This is a genomic window from Bradyrhizobium sp. USDA 326 (genome assembly GCF_049739485.1).
Lineage (GTDB): Bacteria > Pseudomonadota > Alphaproteobacteria > Rhizobiales > Xanthobacteraceae > Bradyrhizobium.
On record NZ_JBMGQA010000001.1, the window covers coordinates 4777481 to 4794697 of the forward strand.

The 17217-nt window shown below is 62.8% G+C and carries 16 protein-coding genes; 9 read left to right on the top strand and 7 right to left on the bottom strand.

All coding sequences use genetic code 11. The features are described from left to right. Window positions 1–447 carry a hypothetical protein gene (locus ABIG06_RS22530; protein ID WP_370138674.1) on the top strand — a complete coding sequence of 149 codons (447 nt, stop codon included), beginning with the start codon at window positions 1–3 and terminating at the stop codon, window positions 445–447. Window positions 448–623: 176 nt separating this feature from the next. On the opposite strand, the gene ABIG06_RS22535 is transcribed toward ABIG06_RS22530, so the two are convergent. Beyond that, window positions 624–1244 carry a hypothetical protein gene (locus ABIG06_RS22535; protein WP_424578390.1) on the bottom strand — a complete coding sequence of 207 codons (621 nt, stop codon included), beginning with the start codon at window positions 1242–1244 and terminating at the stop codon, window positions 624–626. Between the two features lie 216 nt (window positions 1245–1460). Between ABIG06_RS22535 and ABIG06_RS22540 the strand changes: the two genes are divergently transcribed. The 4 genes from ABIG06_RS22540 (at window position 1461) to ABIG06_RS22555 (ending at window position 7062) form a co-directional block, all read left to right on the top strand. Next, complete coding sequence (locus ABIG06_RS22540) at window positions 1461–1886, top strand: cytochrome P450 (protein ID WP_370138676.1); 426 nt, start codon at window positions 1461–1463, stop codon at window positions 1884–1886. 563 nt (window positions 1887–2449) lie between these two features. After that, the gene (locus tag ABIG06_RS22545; protein ID WP_370138677.1) at window positions 2450–3847 is read left to right on the top strand and encodes a trypsin-like peptidase domain-containing protein; all 1398 of its coding nucleotides are present in this window, start codon (window positions 2450–2452) and stop codon (window positions 3845–3847) included. A gap of 891 nt (window positions 3848–4738) precedes the next feature. Continuing rightward, the gene (locus ABIG06_RS22550) at window positions 4739–6304 is read left to right on the top strand and encodes a beta-(1-6) glucans synthase (protein WP_370140888.1); all 1566 of its coding nucleotides are present in this window, start codon (window positions 4739–4741) and stop codon (window positions 6302–6304) included. Window positions 6305–6483: 179 nt separating this feature from the next. After that, window positions 6484–7062 carry a DUF1476 domain-containing protein gene (locus ABIG06_RS22555; RefSeq protein WP_370138678.1) on the top strand — a complete coding sequence of 193 codons (579 nt, stop codon included), beginning with the start codon at window positions 6484–6486 and terminating at the stop codon, window positions 7060–7062. A 77-nt stretch (window positions 7063–7139) separates the two neighbouring features. Here ABIG06_RS22555 and ABIG06_RS22560 read toward each other — a convergent pair whose 3' ends face one another. Continuing rightward, a complete protein-coding gene (locus ABIG06_RS22560) occupies window positions 7140–7352 on the bottom strand; it encodes a hypothetical protein (RefSeq protein ID WP_370138679.1) in 213 nt (70 codons plus the stop codon). A 37-nt stretch (window positions 7353–7389) separates the two neighbouring features. After that, window positions 7390–8076, bottom strand: coding sequence for a CBS domain-containing protein (locus ABIG06_RS22565; RefSeq protein ID WP_124159625.1), 687 nt, complete (start codon window positions 8074–8076; stop codon window positions 7390–7392). A gap of 152 nt (window positions 8077–8228) precedes the next feature. On the opposite strand from ABIG06_RS22565, the gene ABIG06_RS22570 reads away from it, so the two are divergent. Next, on the top strand, window positions 8229–9050 hold the full coding sequence (locus tag ABIG06_RS22570; protein ID WP_370138680.1) for a universal stress protein: 822 nt from the start codon (window positions 8229–8231) through the stop codon (window positions 9048–9050). Between the two features lie 25 nt (window positions 9051–9075). Continuing rightward, on the top strand, window positions 9076–9258 hold the full coding sequence (locus ABIG06_RS22575; RefSeq protein ID WP_370138681.1) for a hypothetical protein: 183 nt from the start codon (window positions 9076–9078) through the stop codon (window positions 9256–9258). Between the two features lie 91 nt (window positions 9259–9349). Here ABIG06_RS22575 and ppsA read toward each other — a convergent pair whose 3' ends face one another. Then, window positions 9350–11770: a phosphoenolpyruvate synthase gene (ppsA, locus tag ABIG06_RS22580; protein ID WP_370138682.1), complete on the bottom strand. Its 2421-nt coding sequence runs from the start codon at window positions 11768–11770 to the stop codon at window positions 9350–9352. 122 nt (window positions 11771–11892) lie between these two features. Between ppsA and ABIG06_RS22585 the strand changes: the two genes are divergently transcribed. Next, window positions 11893–13032 (top strand): SbmA/BacA-like family transporter, encoded by a 1140-nt coding sequence (locus ABIG06_RS22585; RefSeq protein ID WP_370140889.1) that lies wholly within the window; start codon window positions 11893–11895, stop codon window positions 13030–13032. On the opposite strand, the gene ABIG06_RS22590 is transcribed toward ABIG06_RS22585, so the two are convergent. The 3 genes from ABIG06_RS22590 to ABIG06_RS22600 all read right to left on the bottom strand — a co-directional run bounded on the left by ABIG06_RS22590 (window position 13010) and on the right by ABIG06_RS22600 (window position 16230). Next, window positions 13010–13951 (bottom strand): 1-phosphofructokinase family hexose kinase, encoded by a 942-nt coding sequence (locus tag ABIG06_RS22590; protein ID WP_370138683.1) that lies wholly within the window; start codon window positions 13949–13951, stop codon window positions 13010–13012. The two genes, ABIG06_RS22585 and ABIG06_RS22590, sit on opposite strands and share 23 nt — an antisense overlap. Window positions 13952–13955: 4 nt before the next feature. Then, window positions 13956–15350: a GH1 family beta-glucosidase gene (locus tag ABIG06_RS22595; protein ID WP_370138684.1), complete on the bottom strand. Its 1395-nt coding sequence runs from the start codon at window positions 15348–15350 to the stop codon at window positions 13956–13958. Between the two features lie 157 nt (window positions 15351–15507). Further along, window positions 15508–16230 carry a c-type cytochrome gene (locus tag ABIG06_RS22600; RefSeq protein WP_370138685.1) on the bottom strand — a complete coding sequence of 241 codons (723 nt, stop codon included), beginning with the start codon at window positions 16228–16230 and terminating at the stop codon, window positions 15508–15510. Between the two features lie 116 nt (window positions 16231–16346). On the opposite strand from ABIG06_RS22600, the gene ABIG06_RS22605 reads away from it, so the two are divergent. Beyond that, window positions 16347–17105: a CBS domain-containing protein gene (locus tag ABIG06_RS22605; RefSeq protein ID WP_124159618.1), complete on the top strand. Its 759-nt coding sequence runs from the start codon at window positions 16347–16349 to the stop codon at window positions 17103–17105. The last annotated feature ends 112 nt before the right edge of the window (window positions 17106–17217 follow it).

Sequence of the window (17217 nt, forward strand, 5' to 3'; positions counted from 1 at the left end):
ATGACCAGCGTCAGGCTGCGCTCGATCGGCCGCCTTGTCGCGATCGTGCTGTTCGCCGTCACCGCTCCGGCCGCTCCTTTGCTTGCGCAAGCTGCCGGTCATGTCCGGGTGAAGATCGTGAAGGCAGGCCTGCTGGTCGGCGGTGGTGCAGGCAATGGCGTATTGAGCTATCGCGGCCGCAGCTATCCCTTCCGCGTCACCGGCATAAGCCTAGGCATCACCGCCGGCGCCACGGCCGGTCGGCTGGAAGGCTGGGCCTCCGGCATCAGAGACGTCCGCGACTTCGCGGGCACCTATAGTTCGGTTGGCGGTGGTGGCGCTCTCGTCGGCGGTGTGGGTGGTGTTCACCTGCGAAACGACAACGGCGTCGTGATGGTCTTGCAAGGCCCCAAGGCGGGGTTGGAGATGGCCGCCAACCTCAGTGCGATTGTGATTTCGCTGAAGTGAGCGAGTCTACTGGCTGAGTCATCGCGCGTGCTCTGGCTGCGAAGTGTTTCGAATGCTTCCAAAGTGTCGTGGTGCGGCCTTGTACTACTCGGCGGGCTCGAAGGTAGCTGGCGCAGTGTGCGAAAGGCGCGCCTTCACCAAAAGCCTCGCATCGGATTTATCCGCACAGCGCTCTCCTATGTCCTTTTGCCAAACGTGTTATCTTGCTCGGAGGGAACATTCGGGGATGAACGAAGCGAGTTTCTCCACGCGCGCAACTGCATGTACCTAAGGTTCTGCTGCAGGAAGTAGACGTTACCTTCGTCCCACCGTTGTGGCTCCAACTCGGTCAGTTCAGAAGGAAGATCAAAGGGAATAGTTGTATTGTGTTCATTTCTACGGTTTGGTTCGATCCCTGCGAGAAATCGAACAACTGCCTTCGTTAGACTGTCGTGATACATTGCGAGAACTTGGGCTGTGTTTGCTGCGTGATCGGGATTGTGTCCCAAAAGGCGCCGTACGGCTTCGCCAAGATTGATCGGCCGGGGCGCGATCCTCGCGACGGGACTGGTCGCGGGAAGCACCTCAAAGCTACTCTCGATATCTGATATAGTCTTACCAGCTTCGGCATCGGAATCGGTTCGCACCGCTCGGTGATGCGGAAGCGCCCCCGGGAGGGATCGCCGGGCGGCCTTGATCAACTCGGCCTTGTTTTGCGCGACATTCGGATTGACATACAGCCGAACGTTCGGTCCCCGTGTCGAAACGAGCAGAAGGGCGCTCCACAAACGCCGCGGATCAGTCGCCTCGATCATCATCTTCGATTCGGGAGAAAAAACGCTTGATGGATTTCCCGAGTTAAATCCGGCCAGTGAATACCCTCGACTACACCGCCTTCTTCGTTTCGGGACCGGCCAAAGGCTGAGCGAAGACGAACTCGTGTCCATGATCTTTCTCCTGTTTGGAGCAGGGCAGGAAACGACGACACACCTCATCGTGGGCGGTCTTTTGGAGTGCTCTCACGTGAGGATCAGTTGCGGCTGCTGCGCAGCGATCCGGGGCTGATGCCAAGTTGCGTTGAAGAATGCCTTCGCTACGTATCGCCGATTCAGATGACCAAACCACGTTTCGTCACTCGCGACATGGAATGGATGGGGCGAAACTTCAAGCGCGGGAACATGATTGCGGCGTTGCTGGCGGCGGCAAACTGCGATCCCGCGAGATTCGAACGTCCACAGGTATTCGACATAGCGCGTCATCCGAATCCGCATCTCTCGTTCGGCACCGGGGTGCATTTCTGTCTGGGCTTTCAGCTCGCCCGGGTAGAGGCCGCTGTTGGAATTGAACGGCTCCTTTTGCGCTTCCCGAATTTGCGGCTCAATCGCGGAGTGAGCATCCGGTGGCACAAGCGCCTCGGCATTCGTGCTCTGACCGCGTTACCGGTACGATTAGAGACATAGAAGGCAGTACTTCAAAGCTGCAAGAGCCATCAAGCCGGTCCATACGTTGAAGCTGTCACGTTCAGAGGCAACGGCTGCAATGCAGTTGCCCACGTCTCGAGAGTCCGCTCGGCACCATCTCTTACTGCGCGTGTAAGTCCTCATTTCGGAAATCAGTCTTGGATCGGACCGCCCTGGTAGCCAGCTAGACAACTTCTCTGACCGCAGCCGTGGTCGAGCTCGGAGCGCTGGCCCGTGACCGTTCTTTCCATCGATCCCGCTATGGCGTGAAAGTGCGCTTTGCATCATCGGCATGCGCGACCACGGCGTCACGCGCCGGGGCGATGCGTTCGCATATGGCAGTCCCGATGCGAGGGGCCTGCTCGCCCGCGGGCGGGAAGGGAGTCCCAACGGCCGCCCCCGAGCTGATCGTCCGCAAGGTCGGCGATTGACGCAAATCAAGATGATGATGTGAAAGCCGGTCAAGTTCCTCGAGCATTTGCTTACGTGGATGAGGTGCGAGAGTGATCCCTGGACCCCTTGGCGCGCGTGTTACGGCCGCTCGCGCCGGTAGAGCGATCGTCTTGGCGCTGTTCACCGCAATGATGGGAGCGGCGCTCGCGCCGGTGGGAACGAAGCGGGCGCTCGCCGCCGAGGTCGATGCGGTCGGCGCCAGGGCTCCGATCGGATTTGCCGAGGTCATCGAACGGGTGAGGCCGGCCGTCGTCGGCATCCGTGTGAAGACCGATCAGAGGGGGCTTGATGTCGAGCGCCGGCAATCGATCCCGCCGGGATCGCTGCTGGATCGGTTCTTCAAGCAGTTCGGCGTACAAATTCCCGGAGATCCGCTTCCGGGGTCCGATGTGACCGTTGGGTCGGGCTTTCTCGTTTCCGGGGACGGCTATATCGTCACGAACGAGCATGTCATTGCGGGTGGCATCGAGATCGAGGTGACGATGGACGATGGCAAGGTCCATTCCGCCAAGCTCATCGGGGGGGATCCGCAGACCGATCTCGCGCTCATCAGAATCTCCGCACCGGACGATTTGCCTTACGTGCGTCTCGCCGAGGCGGAGCCCCGGATAGGCGAATGGGTGCTGGCGATCGGAAATCCATTCGGGCTGGGCGGCACGGTCACCGCCGGGATTGTCTCGGCACGCGGTCGCGACATCGGCAATGATTTCATTCAGATCGACGCTCCGGTCAACAAGGGCAATTCCGGCGGGCCGACGTTCAACGTGAGGGGGGAGGTCATCGGGGTCAATACCGCCATTTATTCGTCTTCGGGCGGCTCAATGGGGGTGGCGTTCGATGTTCCGGCGGAAACCGTGAGGTCCGTTGTTCGCCAGCTTCGAGAGAAAGGTCACGTCACGCGAGGCTGGGTTGGCGTCTACCTCCAGGAGGTCACGCCAGGAATTGCTGACGCGCTGAATCTGAAGAACACCCGGGGTGCCCTTGTTGCGCAGCTGGACGAAGGACCGGCAGCCAGGCAGGGTGTCGAGGCTGGTGACGTGATCACGTTCGTGAACGATCATGAGCTCAAGAATCCCCGCGATTTCGCCAGGACGGTGGCGGCGATCGCTCCCGGTACCGTCATCAATCTTCGCCTCCTGAGAAATGCGCAGGAGATGTCGCTTGATGTGACCGTGGGTGAACACTCACGCACCGCGAACGCTCGCTCGGAAGAGCAGCCGGAGCCGGGAGAGAAGTCCGCGCTCGGGCTTACGCTTGCACCGGCACGCTCCATCTCAGGCGCCGGTGACGAAGGTGTGGTGATTCTAGACGTCAAACCGGGTCGCGGTGCGCTGGATGGCGGCCTTCAGGTCGGTGACATCATTGTCGCCGTCAGTGGTCGGGGCATCAGTACCGCAGCTGACCTGAACGGCATGGTTGACGAAGCGCGAGCGCGAGCCAAGCGCACGATCCTGGTCCGCATCAAGCGCGCCGGAACGATGAGCTTCGTGGCCGTTCCGATCACCTGATTGGTACGCGGGTCAATTCTGCAGGACACGCGACCGACACCGCAATCGGCATAGCCGCTCGCCAGCCCGCAAGGCGCCATTCGCCCTCTCAACGGCCGCTCGATCAATCGTTGCAGCTTTGATCGAGCGCAACGAAGGCTGCTGTTCAATTGCTAACGCTTCCGTTCCGGCTCGGAAGGAAGACAGTCATGCGAATTGTAGGAAAATTGAGCACACTCGCGGCCGTTGCCGTGATTGCCGCGGCAGCGTTGATGCCGACCGGAGCAGAAGCAAGGAATGGACGGATCGCCGCGGGGGTGATCGGCGGGTTTGCCGCTGGCATTCTCGCTGGAGCCGCCATGGGAGGGCCCTATCCATATCCATACTATCCGGCTCCGGTCTACTATCCTCCAGGACCTTACTATGCACCATACGGGCCCATCTACTACGAACCGTGCGTTCGCCGCACCGTGTGGGATGGTCGGCGCTGGCGCCGCGTGCGCGTCTGCTACTGAGAATATGCAGATTGCAGCTCAGGGAGATCGCCAAAGCGGCGATCTTCCGGGCGATCATCCATGGCGACTTCAGGAATTGACTTGAAGCAACCGGCTTGTGGAAACGTGAGCGATCCTATAATTCTTCGGGAGCGACCGTTAACAAGCTCATTTGCATGATCCCCTTGCTTTTCATGCAAGTCGCGATCGCAGGCGCGCGCTTGAAGCAATGCGACGCGTCCGCGACATCGCGGCAGGTGAAAAGCGGCACCTCACATGTGATCAGTTGGTCCATCCTCAGAAAGCAAGCTGGTTCTCCAGGCTGTCGCTCTCGCCAAGCGAGGAAACCCGTCACGTCGCGCCTGCCGGAAAGCCCCCGGATGCTCTCCGCGTTTCGCTCGCGCTCTTCCTGATTTCGCTGGGCGTTATCGCCGTCGTGTGGTGGTGGTTGGGCACGCCGGTCCATCTGGTGCGCGCACCGATCGATCCGAATGACAAGGTCCAATGCATCTCATACGCTCCATTCCGCAACCATCAGACCTCACTTTCGCCGGCGACGCAGGTATCGCGTGAGCAGATCGCGGAGGATCTTGCCCAACTGGCGGAGATAACCGACTGCATCCGTACCTATGCAAACGATCTTGGTCTCGACCAGATCCCCGAACTTGCAGCCCGAGCGGGCCTGAAGGTCATTCAGGGCATTTTCCTCGACAAGGACAAGCAGAAGAACCGAACGCAGATTTCGACGGCCATACGCCTCGCCAGGGAATATCCCGGGACCGTGATCGCGCTCGTGGTCGGCAACGAGACGCTGCTGCGCAAGGACATAACAGTATCCGATCTCGCCGACACGATCCGCGCAGTCAAGGCGCAGGTCAATGTCCCCGTGACCTATGCCGACGTCTGGGAATTCTGGCTGAGCAATCGTGAGCTCTACGATGTCGTCGATTTCGTCACGATTCATATCCTGCCCTATTGGGAGAACGTGCCAATCCCGGCTGAGTCCGCTGCCAAGCACGCCGACGCAATACGCCGGCAGGTCGCAGCGGCCTTTCCGGGCAAGGAAATCCTGATCGGAGAGGTAGGCTGGCCGAGCCAGGGACGGATGCGGGAATCGGCGTTGCCGTCCCCTGTCAATCAGGCCCGGGTGGTCTCGGAGGTCCTCGACCTCGCCCGCCGCGAGCATTTCCGCGTCAACCTGTTCGAGGCCTATGACGAATCCTGGAAGCGAGAGATCGAGGGCACAGTCGGCGGATCATGGGGCCTGTTCGGAGGCGAGGAACGTGTGCTCAAATATCCTGCCGGCATCCCCGTCAGCAACTATCCGCTCTGGAAGCTGCAGATGTGCAGTGGAATTGCGCTGGCGACGCTGATCTTCGGAGTGGCATGGTTGACCTCGCGTCGCAAGCCCGGCAGCCCTGGCCTGGCTTCATGGTTTGGGGTCGCAATATCGGCGACGACAGCCGGAATCCTGTTTGGCGTGGCCGCCCAGAAAGTGTTCTTTGAAAGTATCGGAATCGGTGGCTGGCTCATGTGGGGCTCTCTTCTGGTGGCCGCGACGGTTTCGCCGGTGTTTGGTACCAACGCCCTGATGTCGGGGCGCCCACCGCCCAGCTTTCAGGAGGTGCTCGGCCCGAAAGGCTACCGGACAGAATCGATGCTCGTGACCATGCACGGGGGGGCCTTGATCATGATCGTCGTGATCGGCACGGCGACCGCGCTCGGGCTTGTGTTTGACCCACGCTTTATCGATTTTCCTTTTGCCCCACTCACCATGGCAGCGGTCCCTTTCGCGGCCATCACCTTGCTCAGCCCGCCCGGGAAGGGAAGCCGTCCTGTGCCGGAGACGCTGTTTGCCGGCGTGTTTGTCGGAGCGGCGATCTATGTGGGGTTCAACGAAGGGCCGGCGAACTGGCAGGCGATGTGGACCTGCGCCGCCTATCTCCTGCTTGCCGCGATGCTGTGGCGGGCGCGTGCCTCCTGATCGGCATCAAGGTCGCTTCGGAACCGCAGCGATATGAACAACCATGCCTTCAGATCGCTCGATCAGCCAATCCGCCGCCGGAATGCGGGGGGCCTGAGCGTTGACCTGCATCAACCGGGAGCGCTGCTCTCAAGCTAACCTTTCAGTGTGGTGCTTCTGCGCCAGCTGGAGGACCGAGCATGTCTTCGTTCGACGAGCGCGAGAACGCATTCGAGGCCGAGTTCGCGCATCGCGCGGAAGCAAAGTTCAGAGTCCGGGAGCGCGCGGTGGCGTCACTTGCGCAATGGGCAGCGCTTCGTCTCGGCAAGTCTGCAGCAGCCGCCAAGGTTTTTGCCCGGGAAATGGTAGCAGCCGACCTCGCAAGTCCGACCGTCGAGCCAACGATCGACCGGATCGTTGCTGACCTCGTACCGGCCGGCATCCCGAAGCAGGAGGTCCGGCAGGCGATGAACCGTTTCCTGGCCGAGGCCGAAGCCGCCGAACGCGCCGGTCGTTCGTGGCGGGCGTTGGCGCGCGGCAAGTTTACCCTGCCCGAACTGGAGGCGAAGTTGGAAGCGCTGCAGAATGGGGCGATCCTTCAGATCGACCGCGTCGACTATGAGCGCCTGTTCGGATTGAACGATGTCGCACTTGGCCGCCTGCGCAATTTCGCCCGTGGTCACCAATGCGTCCCAAGCTTCGCCGACACGGCCGTCCTGTTTCGGAAGCATATCGCGCCGGTCGAGGAGTGGCGCGATCCACAACGCTCGCCAACCTGAGATCGTGCATCTCGCGGCGACGTGTCGCCCGGCAAGCGTGATGGCGGCTCATCGCGCGTCAATCACCGGGATGACTCTCAGGAAGGGAAATCGGCCGGCCTCACGTCGATCCGGTCGGCGTGGAGCGACCAGTCCCGGATTGCGCGAAGTTCGCAGAATTCCTGCTTCGCCAACCGCGCCGCCTCCTTCTCGTCGTCGGCATCGATCTCGATGGTACGCTGACATGCCTCACAGACTTGTCCTTGGTCGCCGACGACCTTCTTCAGAAAGCTGACGACAAAGTGCGGCATGAAATCCTCGCCATGTGAGCACGCGATCCGGCCTGCATCAGTAAACGAAAGCCGGAGTTTCGAGCAAGTGGTCATTCACCAGCACGACGCCCGGGATCGCCTCGGCCGCGACGCGGATAGCCGTGCGTTCGGCCGCAGATGGCGCGAAGCCCCAGATGTCGATGATGCCGTTCTGGACGGTTGCGTTCAGGTTGAACGTATGCGCCCAGGGCTGCTTCTTGAGCTCTTCAAGGAACCTCCTTCTGATGGTCGCATCGGAGACTGAAATCTCCAGCTTCGGCCGGGCGCTCGCGACGGCCTGCAGCAGATTGGCCCGGCTGACGATCCCGACGAGCTGGCCCTGCTTGTTGACGATCGGCACACGCTTGATCTGACGCTCCTCGATCAGCATGGCGATGTCGCTCAGCGGCGTTTCGGGGGTGGCAGTCACGACCTCGCGGGTCATGATATCCTTGACCTTGACCGCGTGCGACTTGACGTAGTCAGTCGCCATTTGCGCGTCACCGGTCAGGAGGCGAAGCCACCAGGCATAGTGGCGCTCGGTGCCGGATTCGGTTCGATGCATCAGGTCGCCTTCGGTCACGATCCCGAGGATCTTGTTGTCGGCATCGACGACCGGCACTGCGCTGATGCGGCGCTCGAGCAGGATCTTGGCGACCTCGCGAACGGTTGCATTTGCGCCGACGGTCACCACCGGTGCGATCATCACGTCCTGTGCTTGCATGGCGGGGCTCCGTGTTGGTTTTCGGCATCTTGCCGTCTCTCGGGCCAACCGGATTGATCGAGATCAAGGAGCGGCGGCGCCGCTTGATTTGCGTCAACGGGACGATTGGGAAACGCGAGATAAGGGTACCATTCAAGTCATGGAGCAATGACATGTCTCTTGCCAGCGTCATGGTCTACGTCGATTCCGAGCAGCAGGACGAAGGGCAGATTGCCGTCGCCGAGACGGTCGCGAGCGGCTTCGGGGCCGCCTTGCTCGGCGTCACGGCCGTCGCAATAGATCCTCCGTTCGTCGCCGAAGGCGTGATCATCGAACAGACCACCGAGGAGGATCTCAAGCGCATTCGCGCGACGCTGTCGGACAAGGAGGCGTGGTTCAGGCGCATCGTTCGCCTGCCGAACGAGAAGGTGGAATGGCGCTGGACGATCGGCTTTCCGACCGAGTTCCTGGTCGAGCAGTCCAGGGCGGCGGACCTCGTCGTGGTGAGGCGCAGCCAGCTGAAGCCGAATTACTCCAGGCATCTCGATGCGGCGGGAGCCATGTTGCGGCTGGGCCGTCCGATCCTCTCGGTGCCGGACGGCGTCACCCGGTTGTCGGGCGATCGGATCGTGGTCGGCTGGAAGGACGCCCGGGAGGCGCGCTTGGCCATTCGGGACGCGCTGCCGTTTCTGACCCGGGCTTCGCAAGCCACGGTCGTCGAAATCTGCACGTCGAGCGAACAGGATGCGGCGCGAGACCGGTTGCGGGACGTGACCAAATATCTTCAGCGTCATGGCGTGAGTTGCCAGCACGAGGTGCGCGTGCATACGGCGGAGCCTGATGCGGGCTACCTCGTTCGGCTGGCCGCCGACGTCGGCGCCGACCTCATCGTGACGGGAGGGTATGGGCACAGCCGGTTGGGCGAGTGGGTTTTCGGCGGCATGACGCAGAGCCTTCTGCGGCACGCTCCGGTCTGCCTGCTGATGTCGCACTGACGTCCACGTCCCAGGAGAGCGTGCAATGGACGAGCATGGTCAACCGGCGAAGAAGAGCGTGGCCGAGCGAAAGGCCGAGGTACCCGCACCTGACCGGAACGCGCCGGTGCTGGAGACCAGGCCGGCAGACCGCACGATCAAGGATGCCCTCGAGGACGACGAGGTGCGTCAGGCGCTTGGCGTACATCGCAGGGACAAGCGCCCCTGAAGCATGATCCGGAGAAGCGCGCAGCGGTTGCCCGTGCGACAGACGCGGAACGCGTTTGCGCGGAGATCATGCTCAAACGCTAACTGGCGCTTCAGCCCGCTGCCCGCCGGCCTTCCCCGCTGTCGCGCTCCGCGGCGCGGACGATCTCGATGGTCCGCAACACGCTAGACGGATTCACGCTGATCGAGTCGATCCCGAGCTCAGCCAGATACTTCGCGATCTCCGGATAGTTTGCGGGAGCCTCGCCACAGATGCCGACGTGGCGTCGGTTGCGCTTGGCGCCGAGCACGGCCATCGACAGCATTTGCAGCATGCCGGGATCACGCTCGTCGAAGTCGAAGGCGACGATCTCGGAGTCGCGGTCGACACCGAGCGTCAGCTGGGTGAGATCGTTGGAGCCGATGGAGAAACCGTCGAACAATTGCGCGAACTGATCGATCAGGATGACGTTGTTCGGGATCTCGCACATCATGAATATCTCGAGGCCGTTCTCACCTCGCTTGAGGCCATGACTTGCCATGGCTGCAATGACCTTGCGCGCCTCCTCGACACGCCGGCAGAACGGAATCATGATCTTGAGATTGGTGAGGCCCATCGCCTCGCGCACCCGCTTCATTGCAGCGCATTCGAGCTCGAACCCCTGCGCATAGGCGGGGTGCGCGTAGCGCGCGGCGCCCCGAAAGCCGAGCATCGGGTTCTCCTCGCGAGGTTCGAAATCGGCGCCGCCGAGTAGGTTCGCATATTCATTGGTCTTGAAATCCGAGAGGCGCACGATCACCGGCCGGGGATAGAACGCGGCGGCGATGGTGCCGACGCCCTCCGAAAGCCGCTCGACGAAGAATTCGGACGGCTGCTTGTAGCGTGCGGTCAACAGCTTGATCTTCCGCCGGTCCCGTGCCGAGGTCACCTTGTCGGGGCAGGCGAGCGCCATCGGATGGATTCCGATATGCTGGTTGATGATGAATTCCATACGGGCAAGGCCAACGCCATCGCTCGGCAGGGATGCGCTCTTGAACGCGACCTCGGGATTGCCGAGGTTCATCATGATTTCGGTGCGCGGCCTCTGTACATTTTCGGTCGCGGTCCGTTCGATCTCGTACGGCAGGGTCCCCTCGAAGACGTGACCGATGTCACCTTCCGCGCAGGACACCGTCACAGCCGCGCCGGTCTTCGCCCTCTTGCTGAAGCTGCCCGTTCCGACCACTGCGGGCACTCCAAGCTCGCGTGCGACGATGGCGGCATGGCAGGTCCGGCCGCCATGATCGGTTACGATCGCGGCGGCGAGCTTCATGACGGGCTCCCAGTCCGGGCGCGTAGCCGTCGCGACAAGCACCTCGCCCGGGCGGAATTTCTGGAGATCCCGCTCGTTCCTGATCAGCCGGATGCGCCCTGCCGCGATCTTTTCCCCGACGGCGCGGCCTTCGGCCAGCGCCGTCCCGGACGATTTCAGGACGTAGCTCTCGAGCGCCTCCGGCTTCCGTTGCGAGGCGACCGTCTCGGGCCGGGCCTGGATGATGTAAAGTGAACCGTCCCTGCCGTCCTTGGCCCATTCCACATCCATCGGGGTCGGCTTGCCTGCCTTTTGCGAGTAGTGCTTCTCGACGAGCAGTGCGCATTCGGCCAGCGTCAAGACCTCGTTGTCATTGATGCAGAATTGCTGGCGCGCGTTCGCCGGCGTTGCCTCGTTCCGGGTCGTGTTGTGCCCGCGGCCGTAGACCATCCGCTTTGCCTTGGATCCCAGGCGGCGCGACAGAACCGCGCGGAAGCCGGCGTTGAAGGTCGGCTTGTGGACGTAGAATTCATCGGGATCGACGACGCCCTGCACGATATTCTCGCCGAGCCCGTAGACCCCGGTCACGAATACGACGTCGCGAAACCCGGTCTCGGTATCGAGCGTGAAGGTGACGCCGCTCGCCGCGAGATCCGAGCGGACCATCTTCATCACGGCAACCGACAGTGCGACCTTGAAGTGATCGAAACCATTGTCGATCCGATAGGAGATCGCACGATCCGTGAACAGTGAAGCAAAGCAGCGGCGGCAGGCCTCCATCAGCCCGTCTGCGCCCCGGATGTTGAGAAAGCTGTCGTGCTGGCCGGCAAAACTTGCGGTCGGAAGGTCCTCGGCCGTGGCCGAGCTGCGAACCGCGACCGCGACGTTGCGTCCGTATTCCTGCTCCAGCTGCCGATACGCCCGTCTGACCTGATCGCGCAGATCCTCCCGGTCGGTCGCTGCGTAGACGATCGCGCGCGCGGCGGCGGCGCGGCGGGCAAGATCGGCGATCCGCCGCTTGTCGACGCCGGCGAGAAGGGGGCCGAGCCTGTCCCACGCGCCGGCTTCGGTCAGCGCGTCCCGATACGCGGCCGCGGTGAGCGCAAAGCCGTTCGGGACCTTGACGCCCTCCGGCGTCAGCGCCGAATACAACTCGCCCAGGGATGCGGTCTTGCCTCCGACCAGCGGCACGTCGGCAAGACGTATGTCCCTGAACCAGCGAATGTAGCTCGATGCGTCCATCGCGCATTCTCCCGCGCTGCAGAATGGGTCTGAATGGCGGCAACTTTCGCGCATCTCGGCACCTTCGGTTTGCGAAAGATCAAGTGCGCAGCACATGCCGGCTTTAGCTGTGAACATTGATGATGATCGAACCAGACCAGAACGGCTCTTCGCGGGCGAGGTCGCGATTCTGGCAGAGCGCCTCGGGCTTCTGGCGGGGAGCATCGGCTTGGCGCGTATGGGTGTTATGCGCGCTGTTGGTGATGATCGTCGTCCTCCAGCTCTACGTGCAATTTCGTTTCAACTACTGGAACCGCGATTTCTTCGATGCGCTGGAGAGCCGCGATCCTGCGCGGCTGAGGGGGCAGGCGTTCCTGCTCGTCCCATTGTGCCTCGGCAGCGTCGCACTCGCCGTGACGTCGGTCTGGGGCCGCATGACCGTGCAAAGAAAGTGGCGGGAATGGCTGACCGGCAAGGTGATCGACTATTGGGTCGAGGATGACCGTTATGCCCGCCTCGCGGCCGTGCAGAGCGAGCAGCAAATTCCCGAATACCGGATCGCCGAGGACGTCAGGATCGCAACGGATGCGCCGATCGACCTCGCGCTCGGGCTCGTATCCGCGCTGCTCAGCGCGGTCATTTTCATTCAGATTCTCTGGACCGTCGGCGGCGACATAGCGCTCCCTGTGGGACGTCATTCCATCCGGATCCCGGGCTACCTGGTCATCGGTGTCGCGCTCTATTCCGGCATCGTGACGACCGCGATGACGCTGGTCGGGGCGCCCCTGACCCGGCTCGTTCAGATCAAGAACCAGGCCGAGGCGGAGTTGATCACGGCGGCTCATGAGCTCCGCGATATCGGGGAGGGTGCCGCGCCGCGAGACCGACGGTCGGAAGTCTGCCGCGACGTTCGCAGTGCGCTCGGGGCCGCCATCGATCAATGGCGCCGCCTGTGCTGGCAACTGATGCAGACGACGATCGTGTCACACGGAAACACGCTTCTGGCGCCGATCATCGGCCTGGTGCTTTGCGCGCCGAAATTTCTTTCCGGAGCGATGACACTGGGCGAGCTCACGCAAGCCGCCGCGGCCTTCACGCTGGTGCAGGCCTCGTTCAACTGGGTTGTCGACAATTACGCGCGTATCGCCGATTGGAGGTCGTCGCTGGAACGGGTCGGCGGTCTCCTGCTGTCGCTCGACCGCCTCAACCGGGAAACGCCGCCGCAGCAGGCAGAGTCCTCGATGCTTCCGGCTGGACCCGTTAAACTGCCGTGGAAAGAATGACCTGTTCGGCGAGACGCTTGACGTCGTCGGGCCGGCAGAGTTCGGTGCCTGGATTGAGCAGGGCCGCGGCGCCGGCGGCGACCGCCTGTCGAAAGCAGTGTTCGAGGCCGGCTCCAGATGCCAGTCCGTAGACCAGCGCGCCGAGAAAACTGTCACCTGCGCCGACGGCGCCGACGGGCACGATCGCGAGAGGCTTGGCGCGCCACACGCGCTCGCTCGTCACCAGCGCGGCGCCGAGATGTCCCATCGTGAGGGCGACCATCGCTGCTTTGCCGCTGCGCACCAGCGTTCCGGCAGCAGCTTCCCATTCGGCGGGATCGGACGGCTCGCGGCCGACCAGCTCGCGCATCTCCCGCAGGTTCGGCTTGACCAGTTCGACTCCTTCCGCCACCGCAGCAACGAGGGCCTGACCCGAGGTATCAAGGATCATCTTGGCGCCGCGCTGTTTGACGATCCTTGCGACCCTTGCATAGAAGTCGTCGGGCACCCCTGCCGGGAGGCTTCCGCTGGCAACCACGAAGCTGGGAAACGGCTGCAGCGCCGATAGCAGGGCAAGGCATCTCTGCCATTCGTGCTCTGCAAGAGGCGGCCCTGGCAGAATGAATCGATAGGGCTGGCCTGTCCCGATCTCGCGGACGAAGAAGTCTTGCCGGGTCTCGCCGGCGATCGGAAAGGTCAGGCTTTCGACGCCCTCCTTGTCCAGCAATTGACGCAGCAGGTCTCCCGTGAGGCCGCCCACCGGATAGAGCGCGGTGGCATTGCCGCCGAGCCGCTTGACCACGCGCGCAACGTTGATGCCACCGCCGCCGGGATCGCGGCGCTGCCCGATGCCGCGCAGCTTGGCGACAGGGACGATCCTGTCCACCGATGTCGAAACGTCGACCGCCGGATTGGGCGTGATCGTGAGGATCGCGCTCATCGGCTCAGCTGAAGACCGTGGAGGCGGCCATCGCGCCGGGCGTTGCCGTCACGTTGTCGAGCGCCGCGCGTTCTGCGGCAACCTGCGACCGTCGCGACGACCGAATGAGATCCGAATACCAGTGCGCCGACGCCTTCGGGGTTCGCTTCTGCGTGGCAAAATCGACATGCACGAGACCGAAGCGTTGCGAATAGCCCGATGCCCACTCGAAATTGTCGAGCAACGACCACACGAAATAGCCCTTGACGTCGGCTCCGGCCCGCATCGCTTCCTGCATTGCCCTTGTGTAGGCGTCGAGATAGGCAATTCGTGCGGTGTCCTGAACGCGGCCGCTATCGTCCGGCTTGTCGTCCGCGGCAGTTCCGTTCTCCAGCACGTAGATCGGCAACCGGAAGCGCCGGTGGATGTCCAGCAGCGTATCGCGGAACGCGTCGGGAATGATGGGCCAGCCGATGGTGGTGCGGCGTACGCCGTCCGGCGGTGCACCGAAGCCGGCGCCGATCGGATTGCTGTCCGCCTTGATGTAGTGCGGCGAATAGTGGTTGAGCCCGAACCAGTCGACCGGCCGTGCGATCTGCGCCATGTCACCGGGCTTGACGTAAGGCTCGATGAACTCGGCAAGCTCCGGGGGATAGTAGGCAAAGTGCTGCGGATACGGGAACGCGTCATTCCAGTACGATGCGAGGCGCTGCGTCGCCGCAACGTCCTCCTCTCTCGTGGTGACGGGATAACAGGGCTGGCGGTTGTGAATGGCGCCGAGCGATGCGCCTGTCACCGATTGCCGGAGCACGTCGATGGCACGGCCGTGACTGAGGTTGACGTGGTGAATGGCTCGGTGCAAAGCGCCCCGGTCGGCAATGCCGGGCGCGTTCCAGCCGAGACCGTATCCGAACAGCGTGAACACGCATGGCTCGTTGAAGGTGGCGAACCGCTTGACCCGATCGCCGAAGCGTTGGGCCGCCAGCGCAGCATAATCGGCGAACCATCCCGCGATGTCCCGGTTCTGCCAGCCGCCAAGATCCTGCAGCGCCTGCGGCAGATCCCAGTGATAGAGACAGACCCAGGGTTCTATGCCGACAGTCAGAAGTGCATCGACGAGCCTGTCGTAGAAATCGAGGCCCGCCTCGTTCGCAGCCCCGCGACCGCGAGGCAGGATGCGCGGCCACGAGATCGAGAAGCGGTAAGCGCCGACGCCGATATCGCGCATCATCGCGATGTCTTCACGGTAGCGGTGATAGTGATCGCAGGCGATATCGCCGGTATCGCCGTTCTTGATGCGGCCCTTCTGTCGGCAATAGCTGTCCCATATGCTGTCGCCGCGCCCATCCACATGGGAAGCGCCCTCAATCTGGAAGCTCGAGGTCGAGACGCCCCACAGAAATGAGTTCGCTGCCGGCATGCGCGTCCGGGGTGAGGGAGCGGCTCCGTCTGTCACTGTCATGTGCCTGCCTTGCGCAGTTCAGATTGTGTTGGGTCCACAATGCTGCTCTTTGCCGGTCACCGTTTGACCGAGATCAACCGCCGGGCTTGCAACGGGCGAGTGGAGCGGGCCGGGTTTAGCGCAGCGGGCCGGCTCTCAACGTTTCGAGGTACGCGACGATTTCGTCGATCTGGTACTCCGCGAGCCGCGGGTTCGGCATGGCCTGGTCGGGTCCGAGCCTGCGGTGGCCCGATGCCAGGAACTGCCTGATGTCATCGATGGAGAACGAGGGACGACTGATGATCTCCACGAGGCTCGGCGCCGGGGGCCGGGACTCCGGCGATTCCCTGGCGGCATCCTCCACGATATGACAGGTCCCGCAGGAGGCGTGGGCCAGCGCCCGGCCTTCGGTGACCTGATCGACGAACAATTGGTTGGTGACAGGTGGGCGAACCGGTACCTGGATTGTGATCGAGGCGTAGCCGGTGGCCCGATGGCAGCTGTTGCATTCGTTCGTGAGGGCCGAATAAGCCTTGGCGAAGGCAGGCACGTTCTTTTGTCGGATCGCCTCTCGTGCGGCTTGCAGCTGAGCCTTTGCAGGAGCGGTCCGCGATGGGTCGGGCAAGAGCTTGCCGGCCGCCTCGAGGCTGGCATCGACCCGTTGGATCTCGTAGCTCGCCAGACCCCAGTTGCTGAGCTTCCCCGCAAACCAGAGCTTGGCATGCTGGAGCTGAAGCCGGGTCATGAGATCGGAGAGCGCGGCAGAGACCTCGACCGACGTCGTTGCGGCCGGCGCTCCGGCCCTCGGCGCCGCGACTGCCGCAAGGATCGCGGCCACCAACAATGCTTGCAGGCGCATGTCCGATGTCCAGATTTGACGGCAGCATGGCCCTCGATCGCGGCCGGACGGTTGATCTCGATCAAGCCCCTGTCAGGGGCGGCGACTACCTGTGAGTTCTCTCTGGAGTTGATGACATGCGCGCGCACCAGATAATGTCCCGGCGGGTGATAGCTATTCGGCCCGAGGCTTCGATCGCCGATGCCATCAGGGTCATGCTCGGTCACCACATCAGTGGACTGCCGGTCACGGATGCTGCGGGAAAGCTTGTTGGCATCATCTGCGAAAGCGACTTCCTCAGGCGGGCGGAGCTCGAAACGGAACACACGCGCAACCGGCTGCTGACCGTCCTGCTCGGAACCGACCGAATCGCGCGCGAATTCGTCAAGGAGCACGGGCGCAAGGTCGAGCAGGTGATGACGCGTGATCCGGCGACGACCAGGGAGGATACTCCCCTCGAGGAGATTGCCGACCTGATGGAGCGCCGAAACCTGAATCACGTTCCGGTCATGCGCAATGATCGCGTTGTCGGCATCATTACCCGCTCCGACTTCCTGTCTGCAGTTGCCGGCCCGCTGACCGGCGCATCCGGCTATTCGGAAAACGACAATCAGATCCGCCGTTCGGTCCTTACGGCGATGGCCGGGATGCCCTGGCAGCCCGTCGGCTTGAACGTGAGCGTCAGGGATGGCGTGGTGACGCTGCGCGGCGTCGTCAAGGGCGACAACGCCCGCCGGGCGGCGATCGTGGCTTGCGAGAACGCTTCGGGCGTTCGCGGCGTCGATGACCGCCTGTGCCTTCAATCGGTCAGTCCCGATCCGGAGGACGATTACGGCGGCGGCGACTTCGTCTCGCTGCAGGCCGAACCATCCACGCTCGATGACGAACCGTTGTAACGCTCGTCCGTGAGGACGACAATCTCCCAACGGGGCAGTGCAATCGCATCTGAGGAAACGCGGCGGGGACTCGCCTGCGGCCAACCTTCGAGACGCCCGCATCCGGCGGGCC

Excerpts from the sequence above, each read along its gene's own strand:
- ABIG06_RS22530 (WP_370138674.1), top strand. The coding sequence starts at position 1 with ATGACCAGCGTCAGGCTGCGCTCGATCGGCCGCCTTGTCGCGATCGTG.
- ABIG06_RS22535 (WP_424578390.1), bottom strand. The coding sequence starts at position 1,244 with ATGATGATCGAGGCGACTGATCCGCGGCGTTTGTGGAGCGCCCTTCTG.
- ABIG06_RS22555 (WP_370138678.1), top strand. The coding sequence starts at position 6,484 with ATGTCTTCGTTCGACGAGCGCGAGAACGCATTCGAGGCCGAGTTCGCG.
- ABIG06_RS22560 (WP_370138679.1), bottom strand. The coding sequence starts at position 7,352 with ATGCCGCACTTTGTCGTCAGCTTTCTGAAGAAGGTCGTCGGCGACCAA.
- ABIG06_RS22565 (WP_124159625.1), bottom strand. The coding sequence starts at position 8,076 with ATGCAAGCACAGGACGTGATGATCGCACCGGTGGTGACCGTCGGCGCA.
- ABIG06_RS22570 (WP_370138680.1), top strand. The coding sequence starts at position 8,229 with ATGTCTCTTGCCAGCGTCATGGTCTACGTCGATTCCGAGCAGCAGGAC.
- ABIG06_RS22575 (WP_370138681.1), top strand. The coding sequence starts at position 9,076 with ATGGACGAGCATGGTCAACCGGCGAAGAAGAGCGTGGCCGAGCGAAAG.
- ppsA (WP_370138682.1), bottom strand. The coding sequence starts at position 11,770 with ATGGACGCATCGAGCTACATTCGCTGGTTCAGGGACATACGTCTTGCC.
- ABIG06_RS22585 (WP_370140889.1), top strand. The coding sequence starts at position 11,893 with ATGATCGAACCAGACCAGAACGGCTCTTCGCGGGCGAGGTCGCGATTC.
- ABIG06_RS22590 (WP_370138683.1), bottom strand. The coding sequence starts at position 13,951 with ATGAGCGCGATCCTCACGATCACGCCCAATCCGGCGGTCGACGTTTCG.
- ABIG06_RS22595 (WP_370138684.1), bottom strand. The coding sequence starts at position 15,350 with ATGCCGGCAGCGAACTCATTTCTGTGGGGCGTCTCGACCTCGAGCTTC.
- ABIG06_RS22600 (WP_370138685.1), bottom strand. The coding sequence starts at position 16,230 with ATGCGCCTGCAAGCATTGTTGGTGGCCGCGATCCTTGCGGCAGTCGCG.
- ABIG06_RS22605 (WP_124159618.1), top strand. The coding sequence starts at position 16,347 with ATGCGCGCGCACCAGATAATGTCCCGGCGGGTGATAGCTATTCGGCCC.